Below are 23564 nucleotides of genomic sequence, written 5' to 3'. Positions count from 1 at the left end.
GTAGTTGGACCTTTCTCTTTTACTATGAGATTGGACGGTTGCTCCGGAATTTCATCTGTTGTGGGAATTGAAGTCTCCTGTCCAGGAGGTATAGATTCGTTATTAAAATTAACTTGAACTGAAGTGGCATAAGAAGAATATTCTTTGCCATTCCAAAAACTATTTCCTAACATCCAGAATGTCTCGTCTTCTTTGGTATAAACAACTTCTCCATAACGTGAAGATACCTTGTCTATATTTTCAGAGATTAAAACAGGCGGTATTTTAGGAGTAGAACGTATACCTAAAACGACATTTTGATTATTGCCCCAACCTATTAACTTATTATCCGTTGTAATAATTAAAGTGAAATATGAATCCGATTGATAAGGTACATGTTTTACGATTTCTTTAACATTGCTGACATTTAGTTTCTCAGCGTCATATATAATTCCGTTTTCTTCTTTGTATTTAGCATCGTACATAAGAAGACCGGCTTTATTGGATCCCCATCCCCATAATTCATTTTTGTTATCTATAGCTAATGCATGATTTTCACCAATAGAGATATCTCTAATGTTATCGATTAGCCGATACGTTCCGGCTTCTCCCGCACCAGATAGTCTTTGAACTCCAACTCCATTAGGAAACGTCAGATATGGTGAAGGTTGTGTAAAATTGTTATTACGGTTATTTCCTAATTGACCTTGTCCATCATACCCCCAGGCGATCATTGTTCCATTATCATGTAAGGCCAAATCAAACGACCTACCGGCGGCAATCTTTGAAACTCTGAAATTAGAAAGTTTAATCGTAAAAGGAGAATACGTGTTCTTTGGTTTAGGATCACCTAGCCTATCCGAAGAAGGCGATCCCCATACAAACAATTCACCTGCATTCGTTAAAACTAGAATGTGTTCATTTTGTATATCCACATCTTTCACATTGTATACATTCAAATTGATTGGCTTGTCTAATTCTGAATTATACGAACCGTACAATGTACCTTTTCCCCAGGCCCATAATACGCCATCATTTTGAACAACAAAAATAGTATGATTTTTAATATAGATTTGCTTCGCTTTATTGAATTCTTTGATTTCTATTGGTATAGGGCTATTGATCGGATAACCGCCCCATCCCCATACACTTCCATCTACTTTTTGTGCCAATGTTACATTGTTGCCGTTAAAAATAGACTTTACGTTTTTAAAATTAGGGATTGGCTTAGGTGTATCTCGGCTTTCCTTCGTACCATCGCCCAGTGCACCCTCTCGGCCCGTACCCCATGTCCAAACCGTTCCTTCTCCACGCAAAGCTACCATCGTATTGGAATCACCAACTTGAAAATCGGGTCGACTGTGCGTAGTGACCTCAACGGTTTTACTAAAACCGGACTCATTATATGCATTATCATACGTTACAACTTTGAATGTATAGGTGGTATTAGCTTGAAGGCCAGTAAATCGGTATGTAGCATCTGCTACCGTTGTTATAAACTGATCATCGTCTGTGTAAATGTCATAGCCCTTGATTCCGATGTTATCGGTAGCGCCTGACCAGGAGAGATCGAAGCGATTGTAGCGTAGATTGGATATTTTGAAATTGGTAGGTTCTGTAGGTGGAATGTTATCAAAGCGGGCGGTTTTGTTTACGACAGGACTGTAATTGCCTGCTTCGTCAAATGAGCGGAACGAAATGGGAGTTTCTCCAGGAGTATCAATTTCAAATTCCTGGATGAATGGTTGCCATTGCCCATCAGTGCCGATTTTGTATTCGTATTGAATATTATTCAGTTCTTCCAAATCCTTACTCATGTCAATTGAAACGTCAACGGAGAGCCATTCCCACCTCTCACTCATTTGAACAAGTGGAGCTTGAGGAGCTGTACGATCAATAGGAATATAGGTTTCTATGACAGCACTGATATTTCCAGCATTATCGATAGATCGTGCATATACCAATTGATTCTCTTTGGAAATAACAAATGGATTCACATAGGTAATCCATGTACCCTCATCGCCGATCTTGTATTCTGAACGCGCTGTACCACTATTTTGGTCGACACCATCCATAACGGATACTGTAACGTTATTCTTCGTCCATTCCATAGGATCGATTTTGATACCTGGTACATCGGGTGGAGTTTGGTCGATAAGCGTCTTAAGCTTACGTGTTTTTTCAACATTGCCACGTTTATCAATAGAGCGATAGGAAAATATTTCTTGTGATTCATCCGATACTGTCACAGGTCCCGAATAAGTAAGCCAGGTTTGTCCTTGATCTGTACTGTATTCCGTTCTACTTACCCCTGATTCATTGTCAATAGCAGATAATTGAATTTGCAATTTATCCTTAGTATAACCATCTGTTCCGTTTAGCAATGAAGATGTAGTCATTGGCGGTTTGGAATCTTCTTTTACGACTACATTGATTTCGCTATATGCGGAAGCGCCTAACGAACGATACCAAATATTATAGCCTTTGTTCAGATCAAGATTCTCTTGCTTACTATACGTTTTCCAAGTGCGACCTTGATCCATACTGTATTCAATTCCACTATCAAAACTAATATAGGTTTTCCCATAATAAATCCCATTGGTACCGCGAATACCATCAATTTTAACGCCGGCAGCGGGAACGTATTGTTCCGCTGCTACCGATGTAGAAAACACAGGAACTTGAACACAAAAGAGAAGGAGCACCAGGCTCCATATGATATATTTTTTCAAAGAAATACCCCTTTTAAACTCGATTTAATTATTAATCGAGAAATCATATATTGTATCTAATACGGTCTCCGTTTGTTTGTTTTGGAATCAGGTCTTTCTACAATAATTTTCAGAATCAAAAATCATGTACATCTGACCACACAAATTCATCTTCTGATAACTTATCCATTTCCATTCCTTCTAAAGTTGAGAAAAAAGAATTAATAGTATCTTCTAAGCATTCAGAGATTGAATCACCAAAACCTGAAATCCAGTCTGGTTCATCATCCAAGATACTTTTTACAGCAACATTAGTTGAACCGGAATATCCTCCTATACTCATTTCTCTAATCTTTATTTTAAATTTTGGAAATGGTAAACTTTGTGTCGCCCACACATTAAATTCTGCAACAACCTTTTCTATTTTTATCACATTATCAATTTTAATACTTTTCCAATTTTCCAATCAGTATCACCTATTTCTCGAAATATAATTTTGTTGTTTAGAGCAACATTGATGTAATTGCTACCCTTTTTGAATCTAATCATACCTTCTATTTTTCCTACACCTTAATTATTATTTTCCAAAAGATACGAAGGTGCCATCAGGGGCAATATCAATATACTTATCATTTTTTCTGTATCTAATTACACCTTTTACGTATCCTTCTACTTCTTTCTTGTCTGCCCTTCTTAGATTTTGAGCAAAGCCCTCGGCCTTTCTAATATATTGTGCAATGTCTTTAGCTCCGACTTCAGAACCATGTTTTTCAAAATGTTCAATCAATGAATCTCCTATAGTAATGTGACTACCTTTATTCCATAAGCCGTACAATTTATCATCAAGCGTCAATATTTGCTCAGCTAATGGATTTGTAGCGTGTTTCGATAATCTAGTACACTCTTCAATATTATGAACCCAAATCCCCAAATCACTCACAAAATACGTATGATCATCCGCAACCGTAAAGTTATACACCTTCACTTTGTGCTCATGATGCACAATTTCGATCTGCTCTATTGCCAGTATATTTCCGTTACTCTGCTTTAACTGATCTCCAACTTTCAGATCAATCGCAGTGATCCAGCCTTTGCCTTCCACCCAGAACGGATGATTATCTGTCGTTTCAACAATTTGTTGTCCTACATGCAGTTTGTATGTCGTATCTTTTTCATTACGATACAACGCAGTTACCGCCTTGTAATCCAATTGCCCGGTTTCTGCATTTTTGGATAGGACCCGATCACCAATCTGAATAGCTTCAATTGGCTTTTCTCCATTTTCTATTTGTATCTATGTACCCGCTACAAAGCAGTTACACGTCTTTTTCGCATACTTAGCAACTTCTTCTGCACGATATTGTCTTTTATTCTGTTTTGCTTCCCCCTGATTCATTGTTAACAGCAGATAATTGAATTTGCAGCTTATCCTTAGTATGACCATCTGTTCCGTTTAGCAAGGAAGATGTAGTCATTGGCGATTTGGAATCTTCTTTGACGACTACATGGATTTCGCTATATGTTGAAGACCCTAGCGAACGATACCAAATGTTATAGCCTTTGTTGAGATCAAGCTTTTCTTGATTACTATACGTTTTTCAAGTGTGACCTTGATCCATACTGTATTCAATTCCACTATCAAAACTAATATAGGTTTTTCCGTAATAAATCCCATTGGTACCGCGAATACCGTCAATTTTAACTCCGGAAGCTGGAACGTATTGTTCTGCTGCTACTGATGTAGACAACATAGGGATTTGAACAAAGAAGAGAAGGAGCACAAGGCTCCATATGATCGTTTTTCTCAAAGTAATACCCCTTTGTATAAATGATTTTTTTCTATGTGTTAGTGCCTTATTTGGGTTTATTAGAGCATAGAATATACTATGCTCTGATCTAATTGATAATTAGTTTACGAATAAATGTTTGCTACTGTGCATCTTACAACAATTTGCTTTTTTGATTTTTCAAAATCTGTTCTAATTTAAAATATAATTGTTTATCTTTTTCGTTAAATGTTCCATTCAAACTTAGTATAAAATCTTGATATAATCCCAATTGTTCTTCAAGTGATTCTATTTCTTGGACTGTAAAGTGATCGATATATGTTTTATCGTGAACTAAGTGATAAAAAGTATCGAAGCAATTTATTTTAACTCCATTTATCTGTACATCTTCACTGGCAAAAAAATTCTTGGAATCTTCAATTTCTTCTATTTCATATTTGGAAAACATATCAATTCTCCTTATCTTTTTAAATTTATTGTTATATCAATAATTTTACCTGGATTGGCTGATGATGAATTCTCTGCTCTAAACCCTTTTATTTCCATTTTTTCAAATCCCTGTTCCTTAGCCATCTTCGCAACATGTATACTCCATTTTTTCAGTTCTTTTGTTCCAACGAGGTTTTTCGCCTCATTCCCAGAATATCCAACAGGATAAATAAGAATGTCTTTTAATATAAGTGTCGTACCTTCAATTTTCACAGTTGCAGCTGATTCAATTTTGATACCCGATGAAGATATTATTGATGTCTCGAAAAGTTGATTATCAACAAAAGCACAATCAATATTATGAACCCAAATCCCCAAATCACTCACAAAATACGTATGATCATCCGCAACCGTAAAGTTATACACCTTCACTTTGTGCTCATGATGCACAATTTCGATCTGCTCTATTGCCAGTATATTTCCGTTACTCTGCTTTAACTGATCTCCAACTTTCAGATCAATCGCAGTGATCCAGCCTTTGCCTTCCACCCAGAACGGATGATTATCTGTCGTTTCAACAATTTGTTGTCCTACATGCAGTTTGTATGTCGTATCTTTTTCATTACGATACAACGCAGTTACCGCCTTGTAATCCAATTGCCCGGTTTCTGCATTTTTGGATAGGACCCGATCACCAATCTGAATAGCTTCAATTGGCTTTTCTCCATTTTCTATTTGTATCTGTGTACCCGCTACAAAGCAGTTACACGTCTTTTTCGCATACTTAGCAACTTCTTCTGCTTTGGCAAGACCAATCATTTTGAGTTCTTTCGTTGCTGTATAAACTTCGCCAGTAACTTTGACTGCACGATATGATACTTTAATCGTTCCTACAAAAGGAATCATTCCTGCCGCGCTTAAGCTTGCTTCTGTATACTCCCCTTCGGAAAGATACAGAATGCTATTTCCGCCACCCGCTACAACAGAGATGATCGGGATGACTTCTCCTGCACTCAATATCGCATGAACCTCTTCTGATAACGTAGCATCTGGATTCGGAACAATTACTTTATCCATCCCATCAAAAAAGCTTTCTAAGCTCGTTCTACCATAGTTCTCTTTGAACCACTTCATGTAATTATCGTGATAATATTCAACCTTATAATCTGCTACTGTTAACACATATTTATTAAAATATGCCTTACACGCAGAACAGCTATCTGCCAGACCCGCAGTTACCAGTACACTATTCGATGTTCCATCTAATGTCGCTGGAGGCGCTGCATAATGCCTGCCCGAGCCTGTACCAAAGGCAACCGAATTACTAATCTTTATGGTCTTCATTTGTTTATGCTTGGAGTATCGTCCTTCTATTAAAGGATAAATGTAAACCTCATAGATTCCATTTTTAGCATAAGAACGTCCATTATATACCCAGGCTAAATATTCTCTCAGATGCGCTTGTACACTTCCATCCCAATAAAGAGGCACCTTCTCTTTATTGGCATTATTTTTAGACTTTTGCTGATACAAAATATAGTTACGATACATATCACCTGAGAATTGAACAGGATATATTTCGTATGCAATCGTATCGTACTGCTTGCTCTTAGGATTTTTGAATGTGAATACCTTTGCTTTTCTTCGTGTACCATCTTTGTAAGGAGTAAGATCAAATAGACTATCATCACCCTCTTGATCTTCACGTGCAGTAATGAATCCTTCCTCGATATTAGGATCGTTTTCATCAATATCCGCTATAGAGAACTCATTAATATACATGGACAGATCATAATCATAAGCTACAAAGTTGGTTACCGAGTTATTTCTAGGCGCACCAGCAAGGGTATTATCAACTCTCAGATAATATTCACCTGCTGGAACTTCAAAGACACTATCGCCATTCGTATTGAAATATCCGTAAATTCTTCCACTTTTGGTTTCAATGTCGCCCATTCCACCAAAAATATTAATATTTATTTGTTTTTTTGAACTTAAACTAACGCGATAAAAATCGACATCGTATAACGAGCTGGTATGAAATGGCTGTCCCCATGCATCTTGAGAATATAGATCATCCCAATCCAATCTTTGAGCGGTATTTTTATCCGATTGAAAAGCATCTTCTACCTGAACGTTGATGTTCATCGGTTTGCCTGCTGCTTCATTTGCTACAGCCAGATAGTAGGTTTTCCCTGCTTGTAGCTCTGTTTCTAATTTAGAATTCAAGCTACCATAATACTTACCTTTGCCTTCCACATCATCATTTAAACCAAACAAATCCGTTAATATAGAATCATTATACAGACGAATCGAAGGATCTACGCTTCTGGATGTACCACCAGGAGAAGTTGTGAAAAATCTATACTTTCCTGTTTGTACCGGTGTAAATGAGAAGTAGGCTTCCTGATCAGCCTTGACGGATACGTCTTGAAGTTGACGGGATTGTAGTGCAGCATAATTCACTGGCCCTGTTGTTACTAGCAAACGTGCATATACTTTATCGTATGCAGAAACTTTGACATAGTATGGCACGCCACGATCAAGGCTCAAATCTAATTTCGAGAATCCTGTTGTGCTACTGTCATCTGCTTCACCTTTAGCAACAAGTTGTTTTAATGACGCATCACTATATACTTGCAAATGCGTATTATTAGCTGCACCCGATTGACCACCATAATAGCTAGTTAACAGCTTATAGCTTGCTGTAGCACCTGGAACAAAAATATAGACGGTACTGTTATTTTTACTTTCATCGATATCCTTTGGATCATTAAGAGCGATATAAGGGATATCTGAACTAATTACCTTAGCTGTAATTCTTGCTTCCATCGGTAAATGGTCGAAACCGGATAAGCGCACATAATAGACTTTTCCGCCTATTAGAGGTGTTTTTATTTCTGAAAAAGAAGTGCCTGTAGCATCTTGGCCTTCGGCTACTAATTTGCTTTGAGCAGAATCCTCGAAAATTTTAAGATCTGTAAAACTTTGACCGCCACGGTTTAAATAAGCGCCGGTATAAAAGTGATAAATTCCCGTTGTTGCCGGCTTGAACATGAACAACTGTTCTGCACCTGCTGCCAGCTTACTATCTTGAGGAACATTAATAATTAATTCAGAGATCAGTGTCGTATCTTTTGTAGTTGCAAATTTACTGTTTCCTGTTGGATAAACGGCCGCCACTCCAAGAGTATAGGGCGTCAATGAATTTAACCCTTGTACTTTAAATACATTATCCTCAGTTGTAGCGACGGTACTGCCATTCACCTGAACAATGTATGATGTAGCCTCAGGCATCATATCCCAGGTCAATTTGATAGTTGTATAGCCTGGTACTGTAATCAGATTGGTTGGCGATGCAAGTGGCGCAGCTCCATACCCATCAATGGACAATGTATAAGCATCTGCTCCAAAATATCCGTCAGTACCTACAATTTTCAGATAATACGTTTCACCTGATTCTACAGAGAGTTTAATGTCTCCACTATTTCCACTGGTTGCTTGAGTGGAAGTTATTGTATTTTGCGAACCGCTATATGCGGTAATCGTATATGCTGCTGAGCGCGAAGAATGCAACTGGATAGTAGCTTGGCGTGTTGCTGTTGCTGTAAATTTGTAATAGTCCACATCATCTTCTGTAGGGATATATGAAACATAACTTTCTCCCTCTTGCACTACTTTTGCAGTAAAGAAAGTATTGTTCGGTTCATACGTATCTTGTACGCCTCCAGAAGCTGGCAAAACGTTGATTGTAAATTTATCATCATATTTTCCATCTGCAAATGCACGATAAGCATATTTAATTATATATGTACCAGGAGCTGTATCAGACCTAGTCTGCCATGTAAATGGAATATCCACATCCAAGTCAGGATCCTGAACGACTTTAGTATATTGTGTCAACACATTGGATGGATCATCTTTTGGAGCGACTGTAATTGTTATACGAGGATGGACATTTTCGCCATTTGAACCACCTTGCAGCTTAAGTGAAACTGTAGCTGCTTGTCCAGCCGTAATTGTTTGCCCGTTGCCGGTATGAGCATACGCTGCAAGCTCAAGCTCGCCTTCTTTAGGTGGTGCAACGACTTCTTCAATAGGCATTGTAATTAGAGAAGGATCTTCACCATCTGTTAATGGCGCTATCGAACCATCAACAATCCCTAGCGCTTTGGCAACGTTAATTAGTCCCTTACCGTATTGTCTAGATTCTCCTAGAGATGTAGCTGTCTGGTATAGCTGTTCTACTACTTGATCAGCAGTCCAATCAGGGTGGTGCTCCCATAATAAGGCTGCTGCTCCAGAAGCAAATGCTGTAGCAGACGAAGTTCCTGATAATACACCATACTTGTTATGGTTTAACGTGCTTAATACATTGGTACCTGGAGCAACCAGGTCTACGCCCTCGCCTGTTGCAGAGAAAGTAGCGCGCATATGTGCTGTGTTTACGGCACCCACACCAATTACTCCTGGATATTTTGCAGGATATCTTACATTATCGCTACCATTGCCTGAGTTTCCAGCGGCAGCAAATATTAAAATTCCTTTTTCGCGTGCCGTTTGAATAGCTTTTTCTAGTGCTTCGCTATATTCAACACTGGTAAAACTGATATTGATGATATTAATATGCTGATCGATCGCCCAATCAATAGCCTGGATAACCGAGCTGGTGTAGCCTTTTCCCTCAGCATTAATAACTTTAACTGCATACAGATCAACATCTGGTGCTACACCAATAATACCGTACGTATCGTCTACAGCAGAAATCGTTCCTGCCATATGTGTACCGTGTCCCTGACGATCACTATAATCCGATTCTCCATCTACAAAAGAAATACCGCCCTTGATGTTCAAATCGGAATGACTGGATATACCTGTATCCAATACAGCAACCTTTACTTGTTTACCTTTACTTATTTTCTTTACAAGATTAGCGCCAATGGAATACAGTCCCCACGGAATACTTTGTGCTTGATTTTGCAAATCTTTTTCTTCAACTTTGCTTGCTGCAAGCTCAATAGGTTGATCAAGTTCAACCGACTCTACAGTTCCTTCACGAATCAGATCATTTACGTCACTTGGTGTTAATTCAGCTGCATAGAGATCTACGAGCGGAAGTTTCACTGCATCTTCAAGCTCAGTCGGTGTTGATTGCTTGCTAAAATTCTGCTTATTAGACTCATTGAGTCGAACTATGTACTTCTGCTCCTCTTCTGGTGGTAATACAGGAAAAGGTAATTCCATGTAGGCATCTTGATTTACGGTAGTATTGTCTATATTAGATGCTGATTGCTGTGAATCATTAGTATCTTTCCTATCTGTTTTGGAATCTATGATAGTATTTGTTGAAGTCGACGAATCCTCTGCGATCGTACTCGTCACTTCTTCTGCTGCTGCATAGGCGCTTGGGTCTATTGTTTGAAGCAACAGCAGTAAAGAAAATAATAAACCTAGTATTCTTTTCATTTTTTCTCTTTGTCCCCTTCAATTGTAAAATAAGTATTTCTATATATTTTTCTACATGATCATACTTTAAAACCATTTTCTATTCCTAGTTAAATACTTGCTTTTCTGTATTTTTATCCAATTGAATCATGCTTTATTTTCATAAAAATTTATATATTTATAGTGTCATATTTTTTATATTTATATAAATACATATAAAATATGGAATTATTATTCCACAGTCTCTTTTCCGACTTTCACCTTCCATCTTCACGCAAATATGCTATACTGGTTAAGCGGTTTTTCAAAGCCGCATCCTGAACAGAAGAAAGTCCGTCGTTGCTTCTATTAGCTTCTATTCTAATATAGAAACAACGCGGGAGAGGTTCGCGAACTCCCTCTATAAAAAACTAAAACCGCCTTGGACTGTAGGCTGGAGGAAATGCTTGGGCATTTTTTCAGTGTGCGGGCAAGGTCTGTTTTTGCATTTCTGTTTTACATGTTTGAAATGCCTATAGACCATGTTCATGAATCTCTCGCTTCCCGAAGGACGACAGAGATAGTTAATGGAAGATAGCTGTTATGGTACAGGCGATTCGCCGCATCATAGCAGGGATTGTTGATCGCTAATGCAAGTTATCCGTACAGATCAACAATCGCAAATGGTGGCTCGATACAGAGTCTTCTTCCTTGCTATGCTCACCGATACCCTTTTAAGGAAATGGAGAGATTTTTTTATGCTTAAAAATGAAAAAGCAGTTGTTGTATTTAGTGGTGGCCAGGATAGTACGACTTGTCTGTTCTGGGCGAAAAAGAAGTTCGCTGAGGTGGAACTGGTGACGTTTAACTATGGTCAGCGTCATCATGCAGAAATCGAAGTGGCAAAGCAGATCGCTGCGGAGCAAGGCATGCAGCATACGATTTTGGATATGAGTTTGCTGAATCAGTTAGCGCCAAATGCGCTTACTCGCTCGGATATTGAAATCACCCATGAGGAAGGCGAGCTGCCAAGTACATTTGTCGATGGACGCAATCTGTTGTTCCTGAGCTTCGCTTCCATTCTTGCTAAACAAAAAGGCGCGCGTCATATCATTACTGGCGTGTGTGAAACAGACTTTAGCGGCTATCCAGATTGCCGTGACATTTTCGTCAAATCGCTGAATGTGACATTGAATCTGTCGATGGATCATAAGTTTGTCATTCATACACCACTGATGTGGATTGACAAAGCGGAAACGTGGAAAATGGCGGATGAGCTAGGTGCATTCCAATATATTCGTGAACGCACCCTAACCTGCTACAACGGCATAATTGGTGACGGCTGTGGCGAATGTCCGGCTTGCAAGCTACGTAAAGCAGGTCTGGACAAATACTTGCAAGAGCGTGCTGCGGCTACTTCATTCCAACGTGCGTCGATTGAGCTGGACGAATCGGATGTGCCCGCAACGGGAGGGTCTGCACGATGAATCAGCCTGGACCATTTCGCATTGTGGAAAAGTTGCAGCAATATGGGACAGACATTACGCATGAGCAGCTGCGCTATCATCGCAAACGCGTGCTAGTGAACAAACAATTTACGTTCGATGCAGCGCATCATTTGCACGCTTATGAAGGCAAATGTATGAATCTGCATGGACATACGTATAAAGTCATTTTTGGTATTAGCGGTATTCCGTCCGCCAATGGGATTGTCGTTGATTTTGGCGATATCAAAACGATCTGGAAAGAGCGCATTGAGCCTTATCTGGATCACCGATACTTGAACGAAACATTGCCACCGATGAATACAACGGCGGAAAATATGGTCGTATGGCTGTTCGAGCAAATGGAGCTTGCACTGCAAAGCGAGCCTTATGCCGGGCAAGTCGAAGGCGGACGCACCGAGTTTGTGCAACTGTATGAGACACCGACCAGCTATGCTGAAGCAAGACGGGAGTGGATGTACGAATGAGCAAAGTTTGGGAAGAAACATGTGCTGTTACTAAAGCTTCTACAGAACACTCGGTTTTGGAGAAAGAGCACGATGTAGCCAATCGTACTACTTCGCTTGATGATCGTGTTTCTACTATTGATGCTGAATCTCACTCTATGGCTGAAATTACAACGGGTGAACTCGTTCATGATCGATCTACGGATGTAGGTACGTATTCAGCCACTAATGGGATCAACGAGAACGGTCATGCTGTCGATGCTTCGACTGAACGTAAACAGCTCTCTATTACAGCTACTGCCTCTTCTCGTCCAGCTCAGCCGTCCGCTGCCACTTCAATTCCGGTACTGGAAATTTTCGGACCGACCGTACAGGGTGAAGGTATGGTAATCGGGCAAAAGACGATGTTTGTGCGCACGGCTGGCTGTGACTACCGTTGTAGCTGGTGCGATTCTGCATTTACGTGGGATGGCAGTGCAAAAGACCAGATTCGCAAGCTGAGTGCTCAGCAGGTGTGGGAAGAACTGCAAGCGATCGGTGGCGATCGGTTTAGCCATGTAACGATCTCCGGTGGCAATCCAGCATTGCTCAGCTCCATCGGTGAGCTGGTTCGCCTGCTACGTGCCAACGGTATTCGTACCGCGGTCGAAACGCAAGGTTCACGCTGGCAGGACTGGCTGCTCGGGATCGACGATGTGACCATTTCTCCGAAGCCGCCTAGCTCAGGCATGAACACCGACTTTGCTATGCTGGATGAAATGATTCGTCGTCTGAGCCGCAGTCCGGTCGAATCGATGATGCAGCAGATTATGTTTGCTGACGATGATGAGGAAAATGGCGATCTACAGGCGCTCCATCAGCAGGTTAGTCTTAAGGTTGTTATTTTTGATGAAGCGGATCTCGATTATGCGGAACAGGTGCATCTGCGTTATCCTGGCATTCCATTCTATATGCAAACCGGGAATCCAGACGTACTGCGTGAGGAAGATGATATCGCGGCATCACTGCTACGTCGCTATGAATGGCTGATCGATCAGGCGATGGAGCGTCGTTCGTTCAATGATGCGCGCATTTTGCCGCAGCTGCATACGCTCGTATGGGGGAACAAGCGCGGAGTATAGATAACGATACACATACAAAGGAGCTTTTAACGATGACAGGAAGACAACAAGATGAGATGAAAGACCTGACACTGCTTGGCAATCAGGGAACAACGTATACATTTGCATATGATCCGGGTGTGCTGGAAAGCTTTGATAACAAGCATCCATACCGCGATTATTTTGTAAAATTCAATTGTCCAGAGTTCACAAGTCTGTGCCCAATTACAGGCCAACCGGACTTTGCGACGATCTACATTAGTTATATTCCCGATGTGAAAATGGTCGAAAGCAAATCGCTCAAGCTGTATCTGTTCAGTTTCCGCAATCATGGTGATTTCCACGAGGATTGCATGAATATTATTTTGAACGATCTGGTGAAGCTAATGGAGCCACGTTACATTGAAGTATGGGGTAAATTTACACCGCGTGGGGGAATTTCGATTGATCCGTATACGAACTACGGTAAGCCAGGCACGAAGTATGAGCAAATGGCAGAGCATCGGATGATGAATCATGATATGTACCCGGAGACGGTAGATAATCGTTGATGGTTGTGGGTTTTGACTTTGGCTTGTGATTATGTTGTGTGAATCGATGAGATCGATGATAAGAACCACTGCTCTTGAGTGCAAGAGTGGTGGTTTTTGTTTTGCCCTTTTTGCTCGTTTGCATGGTTTAGTTGGGATAAGTGGGCACCACTTCGGGAAGGAATAAGTGGACAGGCTCCCGGCTCGCACAGAAATCTACGGAGTAGGAGTCGATTGTAGATTCCCATGCTCAAAAGAGGTATGATATTTTGCTTTGCAAAAATCTTTTTTCATTGAACCTCGTGTTAGGAAATCGCTAACACTAAAGAGGTATGATATTTTGCTTTGCAAAAATCTTTTTTCATTGAACCCCGTGTTAGGAAGTCGCTAACACTAAAGAGGTATGATATTTTACTTTGCAAAAATCCTTTTTCATTGAACCCCGTGTTAGGAAGTCGCTAACACTAAAGAGGTATGATATTTTACTTTGCAAAAATCCTTTTTCATTGAACCCCGTGTTAGGAAGTCGCTAACACTAAAGAGGTATGATATTTTACTTTGCAAAAATCCTTTTTCATTGAACCCCGTGTTAGGAAATCGCTAACACTGTAAGTCATCTTTTCCCTTTATTTCCTTCCCTCCGTTCTGTGCTTATTGTCACTGCGGCATGAATATCTAAATCTAAATCAAAATTCATATCTACATCTACATTCAACAATATAAGACTACATTTAACATCCCCAAACTATATCTAAAATTCCACTCTACAGGCTACAGACAACAATGTAAGCCTGTGTACAACAATTTAAACTTTCTTCTAAAAATCAAGCCTGATTATGCAAAAAAATCAATCCTTCGGATAGGAATCTAACCTCACAGGCAACAATCCAAACCTGGGTGAAAAATGATACTTTTCATCGCGTATTAGCAACGTCGTAATACATTCGTCATAGCTTATCGTAATTTAATCGGGTATAGTGAGCTGCATTATAATTTAGTAATTTTGAATGTAAAAACAATATCTTTTTGGCACTTTTCTTATAAAAATTTTATCCTTTTCTCTCACCTTTTCAATATTCATATTACTCTAATTATCCACTTTAAAATTACATATTTTGTATTTATACTTCATTTTCAAACTGGAAATTATCGTCCTCTCTTTTCCTTCTTATTCTATTTTAAAAAAGTTCCAACTTCCACTTATCCGCCAAAATCGATCATATCTATTCAAAAACGTTCAAATAACATCATTTATTCAAGATTAATATTAAATTTTGAACATATGATATCTATTTTAGCCTTATCCTCTTTTTGTTATCGCTTCCAGTTAATACTTTAAATTTTAAGTGTTGATTTTACTTTTTATGGGAATAAAATAGAAATGTACTCTTTTCCATATTTACATGTAAATACAGAAAAAGAATTTTCGGATAGGATCATTCCTAATAGCAGGAAAAGACAAATGAAAGAGGAGATGGAGAGGTTGAGTACAAAGACAGCAAGTGTGAACAAACATGAGGTTTCTATGGAGCAGGCAAAATCGCCATCCGATATGGCTGGAGCATCTGCGAACGTGAATGCGACATCCGTATCTGCTACTGCTGCTACATCCGTTTCTACTGCTGAGGCAGCTACTACTAAAACGGCTGCTACAGGCAATTTACAAATGCCCAATGAGCATCAAGCGAATATCGCTGCTGCTGCGCCAGCGGTGCAGCAACAAACGACCGGTGCGGATATGGTTGTTGATACGTTGATCGCACAGGGTGTCGAATATGTATTTGGGATTCCGGGTGCTAAAATCGATCCGGTGTTTGATGTGCTGCAAGAGCGTGGGCCGCAGTTGATCGTATGTCGTCATGAGCAAAATGCGGCATTTATGGCGGCAGCGGTTGGACGACTAACCGGCAAGCCGGGCGTATGTCTGGTCACTTCTGGTCCAGGTGCATCCAATCTTGTCACTGGACTCGTTACCGCCAATTCGGAAAGTGATCCAGTTGTTGCACTCGCTGGTGCGGTGCCGCGCAGTGCCAGTTTAAAACGTACCCACCAATCGATGGATAATGCCGGACTGTTTGCTCCGGTTACTAAATATAGCGTTGAAGTCGGTCACCCGGACAATGTAGCCGAGGCGATCACCAATGCCTTTCGTGAAGCTTCCGCTTCGCAGCCAGGTGCAGCGTTTGTCAGTCTGCCTACCGATGTGCTGCTGAGTGAAGCGAAGCCATTTCATTTTCAATCTTCACCGATGCCGCAACTCGGCACGGCACCTGCTGCACTTATTGATGAAGTATGCCAGCAAATTCGTCATGCGAAACTTCCCGTCCTGCTGCTCGGTATGAAAGCCAGTGCGCCTGAAGTGACGGAGGCGGTACGTGAACTCATTCGCCATACCGATCTGCCCGTCGTAGAAACATTCCAGGCTGCGGGGGCGATCTCGCGTGAGCTGGTCGATCACTTTTACGGACGTGTCGGTCTGTTCAGTAATCAGCCAGGCGACTTGCTGCTGCAACAAGCCGATCTCGTCCTGACGATCGGTTATGATCCCATTGAATATGATCCGTTCCAATGGAATAAAGACGGTCAACGTCGTGTCTACCATCTGGACAATCGTAAAGCGGATATCGATCAGGATTACCAGCCACAGCTCGAACTGATCGGTAATATCGCGATGAACGTAAACGAATTGACACCAAAACTGCACGGTCTGCGTCTAGGTAGCGAAGCGCAAGCAATTTTGTCTCCCCTGCAAAATCGACTCAATCAGGATGATCTTAGCTATACTTCATCCGGCGATAACCGGGTACATCCACTGTTCTTCATCCAAACGCTGCGTAAACTGATCGGTGATGATGTAACGGTTACCTGTGATGTCGGTTCTCACTATATTTGGATGGCACGGTATTTCCGCTCGTATGAGCCGCGTCGTCTGTTATTCAGTAATGGTATGCAAACGCTCGGCGTAGCGCTACCGTGGGCAATCTCCGCCGGACTCGTGAATCCACATGAAAAAGTCGTTTCCATTTCCGGTGATGGCGGCTTCCTGTTCTCTTCGATGGAACTGGAAACTGCGGTACGTCTGCAAACGCCGATGGTGCATATCGTCTGGAATGATGGAACATACGATATGGTTGCATTCCAGCAGGAAATGAAATATGGACGCACATCTGGTGTTCATTTTGGCAATGTGGATATTGTGAAATATGCCGAAAGCTTTGGAGCCAAAGGCATGCGTGTACACGAGCCAGGCGAATTGGAATCCGTGCTGCGTGAAGCACTACAGCAACAAGGCCCGGTCGTGATCGATATGCCAATCGACTACAAAGATAATATTAAGCTCGGACAAAAACTACTGCCAGGTACAACGAACTAAGCGTATACGGTTAGCCTGATCTCGACTGTGGAGGTCAGGCTAACGATCGTGTTTGATCGATGATCTGCCACAAAAACAAAGGAGCGAATCAATATGAATCATTCTACAGTATATCAAGCGTCAACGATGGTCGCGCTACTCAGCGGACTGTATGACGGTGCCATTACATTTGACAAACTACAACAGTACGGCGATTTTGGAATCGGTACTTTTCATCAGCTGGATGGGGAAATGATCGCTTTTGACGGCGACTATTATCATCTGTATCCAAACGGAACGGCACGCAAAGTGGAGTTGCAGGAATCAACACCATTTTCCACGGTGACCTTTTTTGAGCCGGAGCAGACGTTTGAGCTAAACGGAACATTTACTCGTCAGCAATTAGAGCAAATCTTGAATGATCGTATCTCCAGCCCGAATATTTTCCATGCGATTCGGATTGAAGGTACATTCCGTGAGGTGAATACACGGACGGTTACGCACCAGAGCAAACCGTACAAACCATTTGTCGAAGTGACCAAATCGCAGTCTTCGTTCCATTTTGAACGGACGAATGGTGTGATTGCTGGCTTCTGGACACCGGCATTTGCGCAGGGGATTGGTGTAGCTGGATACCATCTGCATTTTATTAATGAGCAGCGCAATGGTGGCGGACATGTGCTCGATTTTGTCGTGGAAAAGTGCAAAATTTCCATTTGCAGCAGTGAGCAGTTTAATCTGTTGCTGCCTGATGATGAAAGCTATTTGAAAGCAGATCTGCACACACCTGATCTGGAGCAAGCGATTTTGACAGCTGAAGGGGCTGGAGTAGGCGCGTAAGCTAGTAGAGCTATTTTGACAGGATGATATAGCTATACTACAGTGCTAGTGCAAATGAATTTGGGATTATCTTTATTTCTAAAAGGGATACGCAAGCAAAATTCCATCGGTTTGCACTTTAAACCTGGATCAGTTACTCGAGTGAATGTAAGTTAAGATAACCCGATGGATGATGAGGAACATCCACTTTCCAAAATGGGATGTCGTCATATTCATGTTGGACGTTTTTCCAGACAAAGGCTATTTTTCAACTGGCTCCGCAGGTGATGATATAATGAAATATAGCGAAGCCCCTTTCGTAAGATGAAAGGGGCTTTTGTTTGTTGTTTGCAGTATACGTCTTTGTCAATTACTTCTCGCTTTTGACCTTATTGTATGATCAAGTTCTATGATCCAGCTGCCCTTATTGCGCTGTCTCTGCTGCTTGCTCCTTCATCATAGGAATCCGCTGTCCCATCGGTTTGCCTACGATGCCATGCTCCCTCGTATACACGATGCGTCCCCGACTCATCGTCTGCTCCACCCGGCAATGCAGCTCGCGACCGATATACGGGCTATGTTTATGACGATAATACAGATCGTCCTGCTCGATCTGATAACCTGCCTGCAAATTCACCAGCACTAGATCGGCATCTGCACCGACACGTAGTTCACCTTTATGTGGCAAAAGTCCAAACCGTCGTGCTGGCTCCAATGATAGCAAACGAGTGATCAACGTAAGTGGCAAATTACGACGCAAATAACCTTCTTCCAGCATCAGCTCCAGTGAATGCTGAGCGCCGGAAATGCCGCCCCATGCCTCGAACATATTGGTCGCTCCCGTTTTCAATGTAGATGGACAGGGAGAGTGATCAGAGGTGATCATATCGATCTCGCCGCTGGCGACACAGTGCCATAGTTGCTCCTGTTGTGCTGCACTTCGCAGCGGTGGCGCACATTTGGCAGCAGCTCCGATCTGCTCCAGATCACCGTCTGTTAATGCCAAATAATGCGGGCACGTTTCCAGCGTCACATCCATACCTTTCGCTCTTGCATCTTGAATCATATGTACCGCCTCAGCGCTACTAATGTGCACAAAGTGTAACTTACAGCCTGTCTCCTGCGCATAATGAAGCGCCTGTTTTACCGCAGCAACTTCCGCAGCAATCGGGCGTGATGCTGTATAATCGGCAGGCGTAAAGCGCTGTTCTGCCACACATTCGGCAGTAAGCTGCGATACGATCGGCTCATATTCAGCATGCAGAGCAAGCACCTGTCCAGTGCGAGCAATACGCCGCATGCCTTCTAATAGTGTCTCATCATCCACATTACGAAATGCTTCTTCATCGGGGTCGCCAGGTGCAGACATGAACGCTTTAAAACCACATACCCCTGCTTCGGCAAGTGGCTCCAGATGTTCTAGCTTACCCGGTACAAGTCCACCCCAGCAGGCGTAATCGATATAGGTGGCATCCTGCGCTGCCTGTACCTTTTGCTGTAATGCATCGACGGTGACGGTTGGCGGAATACCATTTAGCGGCATATCCAAAAAAGTCGTACATCCGCCCGCTGCCAGCGCACTCGAACCGGTTACAAACCCTTCCCAGTCGCCCAGTCCCGGCTCGTTTAGATGGACATGCGCATCGATCATGCCTGCCATCACATGCAGCTCGTTTGCATCTATAATATGCTCTGTTCGCTGTAGTTCATGCGGATGGATCTCCCCGATATAAACGATTTTGTCCTGACGAATACCGATATCGCAGCGTTGAATAGCTTCAGGAAACACAACTGTTCCACCTACAATTACCGTATCGAACTCCCTCATATTCAGCACGCTCCTGTCGATTATTTGTTAGGTGTAGCTGTTGAATGATACGAGTGAATGAACAGTACGAATCCAACAAAAGATCGTTGCTGCTCATCCATTTATTTATACTATTATTCAAATGCCCTTATTCAAAAATTTAGCTAGGAGGTGTACGTAAATGTTGGTTGTAGGACATTCACTACTGAAATAACAAATAAGAGAATGGAATCTCGCAGTTACGTCCTGCTTATGTCCATAGACATTTACATACATCCTCCATTCCGTACAGCAAAAACGCAGCAACCTATGTAATTTCATCATTAGAAAAGGAAGCGACGCCTTCGCATCAGCATCGCTTCCTTTTCAGTCACTGCCATTCCCTACATTTACGTCACATACGTAATTCACAGCACATACGCAACTCACAACACATACGCAACTCACAGCTCATACGCAACTTACAGCATATACGTAATGGACTACTCTTACATCGTTTGGAGTTCATAGATGATTTACTGTTTCGTTGTCCACATCCAGGCATCTAGCGCCGCTTACTTAAACTCCGCTTTGATCAACGAAGGATCAACTTCTTTCAACAGACTCAGATCATGATAAGAAGCTGGAGCCGGAATCGATGTAATATTACCAACAGACAACAAATAGTTGCCAACCGCTGCGCCGTTACTTCCATTGACATACGAATCGTTTACTTCCATCGAGTACACATTACGCTTCATGATCTCGGTCAGCTCAGCTTCTGACAAATGCAGCTCTGGTGCCAAAATTTTGATCGCATCCGCACGGTTGTCATTGATGTACTTCGTCGCTTTGTCGAGTGCACGCAGGATCGCTTTGATCGTGTTCGGATTTTCTTGCAAATACTTATCTGTTACCTGCATGGTCGTATGTACGCTCATCCAGTTCACATCGCCTTTTTTGTCAGGCAGTTCGCTTTTGGTACCACTGAACAGGAACTTGCCGCCACCTTGAATCGCTTTGGTGATAAATGGTTCCCATGCTGCCATCGCATCGATAGAACCGTTTTGCAGTGCAGCTACTGCGTCACTTGGTGCCAGATTAACAAATTTGATTTTGCTCACGTCTACGCCAAGCTCTTTGCCCATATTGTCGATGGCAATTTTTACATCAGCCCCGTTCGGGATACCGATCGTTTTGCCTTCCAGATCTTTAGCTGAATTGAGCTGCAATTTAGCGGACCCTACAACTGCCTGTGTACCGGCAATCTGTGCGAGTGGCGCTACGATTTTCACATCGATATTGTTGGATTTCAAAATGATGTCCATAAAGTTCGTTTGTACACTGACCGGCGCACTGCCACCCGATACCATTGGACCGATATCCGGGCCGCTCTCGATCAGCTTACTTTCTACATTCAGACCTTCCTCTTTAAAATAACCCAGCTTGTCTGCGATGATCTGCTGAGAAGAAATTTGCGCATCCCGTACACCGACGAGCGTCACATCCGTTTGTTCCAAACCGCTGCTTGCGGAAGCGGATGAATTGGCCGCTGTATCTTTAGTGCTCGTTCCTCCGCCTGAACATGCTGTTGCTACGAGCGCTACCATCGCTACCCCTGTCATCATCTTGAACCAGTTTGTTTTCATATCCTTACCCCTTCCAAATGTCTTTTTATGTGTACATGTATATGGATACCGGCTGGGTGAGTTGGTGCATTCTGTGATGTGGGTATGCCTTTTAATTGTTGGTGTGAAACGTTGGAACATGAAATGCACTATGCCGGATCAGCCTTTTGTCGTTCTTACCTTTTCTACAGCTTGACCCATACCGCCTTTACGCCAGCCTAGAACGCGGCGTTCCAGTAGTTTGAGCAGCATAGCGAAGATACTATATTCGATGCCGATGAGGATGATGGCGACGAACATGTTAGTGACTTTAAAATAGTTACGAGCATCGACGATCATGTAGCCGAGACCGGAGTCGGCGCCCATCATTTCGGAGACGATCAGGGCGGAGAACGATAGACCTAGACTGATTTGTGCGCCGATCAGCAGATTAGGGACTGCCGATGGGATCATGACTCTGGTGAATACCTGGCGCTGGGAAGCACCGAGGCTAAGGGCGGAGCGGATCAATGTCGATGGTACAGATTTGAATCCGTCGACCGTGTTAACGAGCACGGGGACGAATGTTGTCCACGCGATAAGCATAATTTTAGGAAATTCGCCGATACCAAACCAGATGATGAACAATGGTAGTAACGCGAGCGATGGGATGGGACTAATCAGTGTCAAAATAGGGGATACCCAGCGTTCTAATGTAGCAAATTTGCTGATCAATACGGCTAATATAACGGCGGCAATCGAGCCGATGACAAAGCCTGCAAGAATGCGTCCAGAGCTGGCGATAATACTGTCCAAAATGACGCCTGTTTTGGCAAGTGCCCAACCGTCGTGTACAAGTGTAGACGGGGCAGGTAGAAATAATGGGTTGAACATTTCTATACGCATATTCAAGCGTGAGAAGGCTTCCCAGGCGACGAAGAACAATACGTAAGGGAGCGCGCTTTTTAGAAACGACCAGTCGGCATTTTTGTTGCTTTTCGGTGTAGACAGCAGTGCTGCTCCCGTAGCCGGCTTCGTTTTCGTTAATACGTTCGGTACTTCATTCATACTAATACCTCCTCTTCGTCTTCCATTAACAGTCGTTCGATCTTCGCCATCATCTCACCAAAGCCCGGTGTTTCGAATGTACGTGGATGCTGCAAGCCTACTTCAAAAATCTCAGCGATCACGCCATGCTTCATCACGACGATACGATCAGCCAGATAAACCGCTTCGCTAATACTATGGGTTACAAACAGAATCGTTGTTTTCAACTTTTCATAAATACGGCGGAGTTCGCGCTGCATTAGATCACGGGTAAGAATATCCAGTGCACCAAATGGCTCGTCCATTAATAACACTTCCGGATGACTTGCCAGTGCGCGAGCGATACCGACGCGCTGCTTCATACCGCCAGACAGATCGGCTGGATAATGAGAAGCATACGCATCCAGTCCGACCATTTTCAAAAAGTCCATCGCCATTTCACGTGCCTGCGCTTTCGGTGTGCCCTGTACTTCAGGCCCGAATGATACATTTTCGAGTACGGTACACCACGGGAACAAGGCATGATCCTGAAACACCATCCCGCGTTCTTTCGCCGGCCCTTCAATCGTCTTACCGTTCATTTGTAGTGTGCCTGCATCAGGGAACATGTAGCCGGCAACCATATTTAGCAGCGTCGACTTCCCACAACCACTATGACCTAAAATACAAATGAATTCATTGTCATTCACCGTCAAATCGATATCCTTCAAAATCGTCCGTTCCCCAAAACTTTTCTGTACATTATTAACGGTTAATTTCATAGTTCCACTCCTTTGTACTTGTTTATTTTTGCGATCCATCGATCGGCGACAATACTGAATCCAAGATTGTATACAATGTTGTGCACAACGCTTGTCGTCCTAAACATTCATATTTCTTTCGTTGATGTTCGTCCATCCTTTGTTGTGTTTATGACGGACAGGCTACGATCGGGTCATATGCGTTTGATGCTGTGCGATCATGAACGTGATGTTGTTCATATGATGAATGACTACCTGCGCTTTATGAATGTTCACATAAGCTTTACGAATGACGAACTACA

Annotated in this window: 16 protein-coding genes and 1 riboswitch; of the genes, 6 read left to right on the top strand and 10 right to left on the bottom strand. The window is 42.3% G+C overall.

The features are described from left to right. The 6 genes from AAHF22_RS09815 to AAHF22_RS09790 form a co-directional block, all read right to left on the bottom strand. Positions 1–2711, bottom strand: a 2711-nt coding sequence (locus tag AAHF22_RS09815; protein ID WP_347324818.1) for an OmpL47-type beta-barrel domain-containing protein, incomplete at its 3' end; no start/stop codon positions are given. 115 nt (positions 2712–2826) lie between these two features. Then, complete coding sequence (locus tag AAHF22_RS09810; protein ID WP_347324817.1) at positions 2827–3156, bottom strand: hypothetical protein; 330 nt, start codon at positions 3154–3156, stop codon at positions 2827–2829. A gap of 111 nt (positions 3157–3267) precedes the next feature. Then, the gene (locus AAHF22_RS09805; RefSeq protein ID WP_347325000.1) at positions 3268–3978 is read right to left on the bottom strand and encodes a polymorphic toxin-type HINT domain-containing protein; all 711 of its coding nucleotides are present in this window, start codon (positions 3976–3978) and stop codon (positions 3268–3270) included. Positions 3979–4288: 310 nt separating this feature from the next. Then, positions 4289–4498 carry a hypothetical protein gene (locus AAHF22_RS09800; protein ID WP_347324816.1) on the bottom strand — a complete coding sequence of 70 codons (210 nt, stop codon included), beginning with the start codon at positions 4496–4498 and terminating at the stop codon, positions 4289–4291. A gap of 133 nt (positions 4499–4631) precedes the next feature. Beyond that, positions 4632–4925 (bottom strand): hypothetical protein, encoded by a 294-nt coding sequence (locus tag AAHF22_RS09795; RefSeq protein ID WP_347324815.1) that lies wholly within the window; start codon positions 4923–4925, stop codon positions 4632–4634. A gap of 11 nt (positions 4926–4936) precedes the next feature. Continuing rightward, positions 4937–10372: a S8 family serine peptidase gene (locus AAHF22_RS09790; RefSeq protein ID WP_347324814.1), complete on the bottom strand. Its 5436-nt coding sequence runs from the start codon at positions 10370–10372 to the stop codon at positions 4937–4939. Positions 10373–10727: 355 nt separating this feature from the next. Further along, positions 10728–10771, top strand: a riboswitch (PreQ1 riboswitch). 317 nt (positions 10772–11088) lie between these two features. Here AAHF22_RS09790 and queC point away from each other — a divergent pair. The 6 genes from queC to budA all read left to right on the top strand — a co-directional run bounded on the left by queC (position 11089) and on the right by budA (position 18103). Continuing rightward, positions 11089–11817: a 7-cyano-7-deazaguanine synthase QueC gene (gene queC / locus AAHF22_RS09785; protein ID WP_347324813.1), complete on the top strand. Its 729-nt coding sequence runs from the start codon at positions 11089–11091 to the stop codon at positions 11815–11817. Beyond that, on the top strand, positions 11814–12302 hold the full coding sequence (gene queD / locus AAHF22_RS09780) for a 6-carboxytetrahydropterin synthase QueD (RefSeq protein ID WP_347324812.1): 489 nt from the start codon (positions 11814–11816) through the stop codon (positions 12300–12302). Before queC ends, queD begins: the two co-directional genes overlap by 4 nt. Positions 12303–12664: 362 nt before the next feature. Further along, complete coding sequence (gene queE / locus AAHF22_RS09775; RefSeq protein ID WP_371834049.1) at positions 12665–13402, top strand: 7-carboxy-7-deazaguanine synthase QueE; 738 nt, start codon at positions 12665–12667, stop codon at positions 13400–13402. A gap of 32 nt (positions 13403–13434) precedes the next feature. Then, on the top strand, positions 13435–13932 hold the full coding sequence (gene queF / locus AAHF22_RS09770) for a preQ(1) synthase (protein WP_347324811.1): 498 nt from the start codon (positions 13435–13437) through the stop codon (positions 13930–13932). 1645 nt (positions 13933–15577) lie between these two features. After that, a complete protein-coding gene (alsS, locus tag AAHF22_RS09765) occupies positions 15578–17284 on the top strand; it encodes an acetolactate synthase AlsS (protein WP_347324998.1) in 1707 nt (568 codons plus the stop codon). 93 nt (positions 17285–17377) lie between these two features. Next, entirely contained in the window at positions 17378–18103 is a 726-nt protein-coding gene (budA, locus tag AAHF22_RS09760) for an acetolactate decarboxylase (protein WP_347324810.1), read from the top strand. Between the two features lie 403 nt (positions 18104–18506). Here the strand turns inward: budA and allB are convergent, their stop codons facing one another. From allB to AAHF22_RS09740, 4 genes are all read right to left on the bottom strand, one after another. Continuing rightward, complete coding sequence (gene allB / locus AAHF22_RS09755; RefSeq protein WP_347324809.1) at positions 18507–19910, bottom strand: allantoinase AllB; 1404 nt, start codon at positions 19908–19910, stop codon at positions 18507–18509. 533 nt (positions 19911–20443) lie between these two features. Next, positions 20444–21517, bottom strand: a complete 1074-nt coding sequence (locus AAHF22_RS09750) for an ABC transporter substrate-binding protein (RefSeq protein ID WP_347324808.1) — start codon at positions 21515–21517, stop codon at positions 20444–20446. A gap of 138 nt (positions 21518–21655) precedes the next feature. Then, positions 21656–22543 carry an ABC transporter permease gene (locus AAHF22_RS09745; protein WP_347324807.1) on the bottom strand — a complete coding sequence of 296 codons (888 nt, stop codon included), beginning with the start codon at positions 22541–22543 and terminating at the stop codon, positions 21656–21658. Then, positions 22540–23283 (bottom strand): ABC transporter ATP-binding protein, encoded by a 744-nt coding sequence (locus AAHF22_RS09740; protein ID WP_347324806.1) that lies wholly within the window; start codon positions 23281–23283, stop codon positions 22540–22542. Before AAHF22_RS09740 ends, AAHF22_RS09745 begins: the two co-directional genes overlap by 4 nt. Between the last annotated feature and the right edge of the window lie 281 nt (positions 23284–23564).

The organism is Paenibacillus wenxiniae, from assembly GCF_039822605.1.
Lineage (GTDB): Bacteria > Bacillota > Bacilli > Paenibacillales > Paenibacillaceae > Saccharibacillus > Saccharibacillus wenxiniae.
The sequence above is the reverse complement of the archived record's forward strand: the minus strand, read 5'-3'. Positions and strand labels throughout refer to the sequence as shown.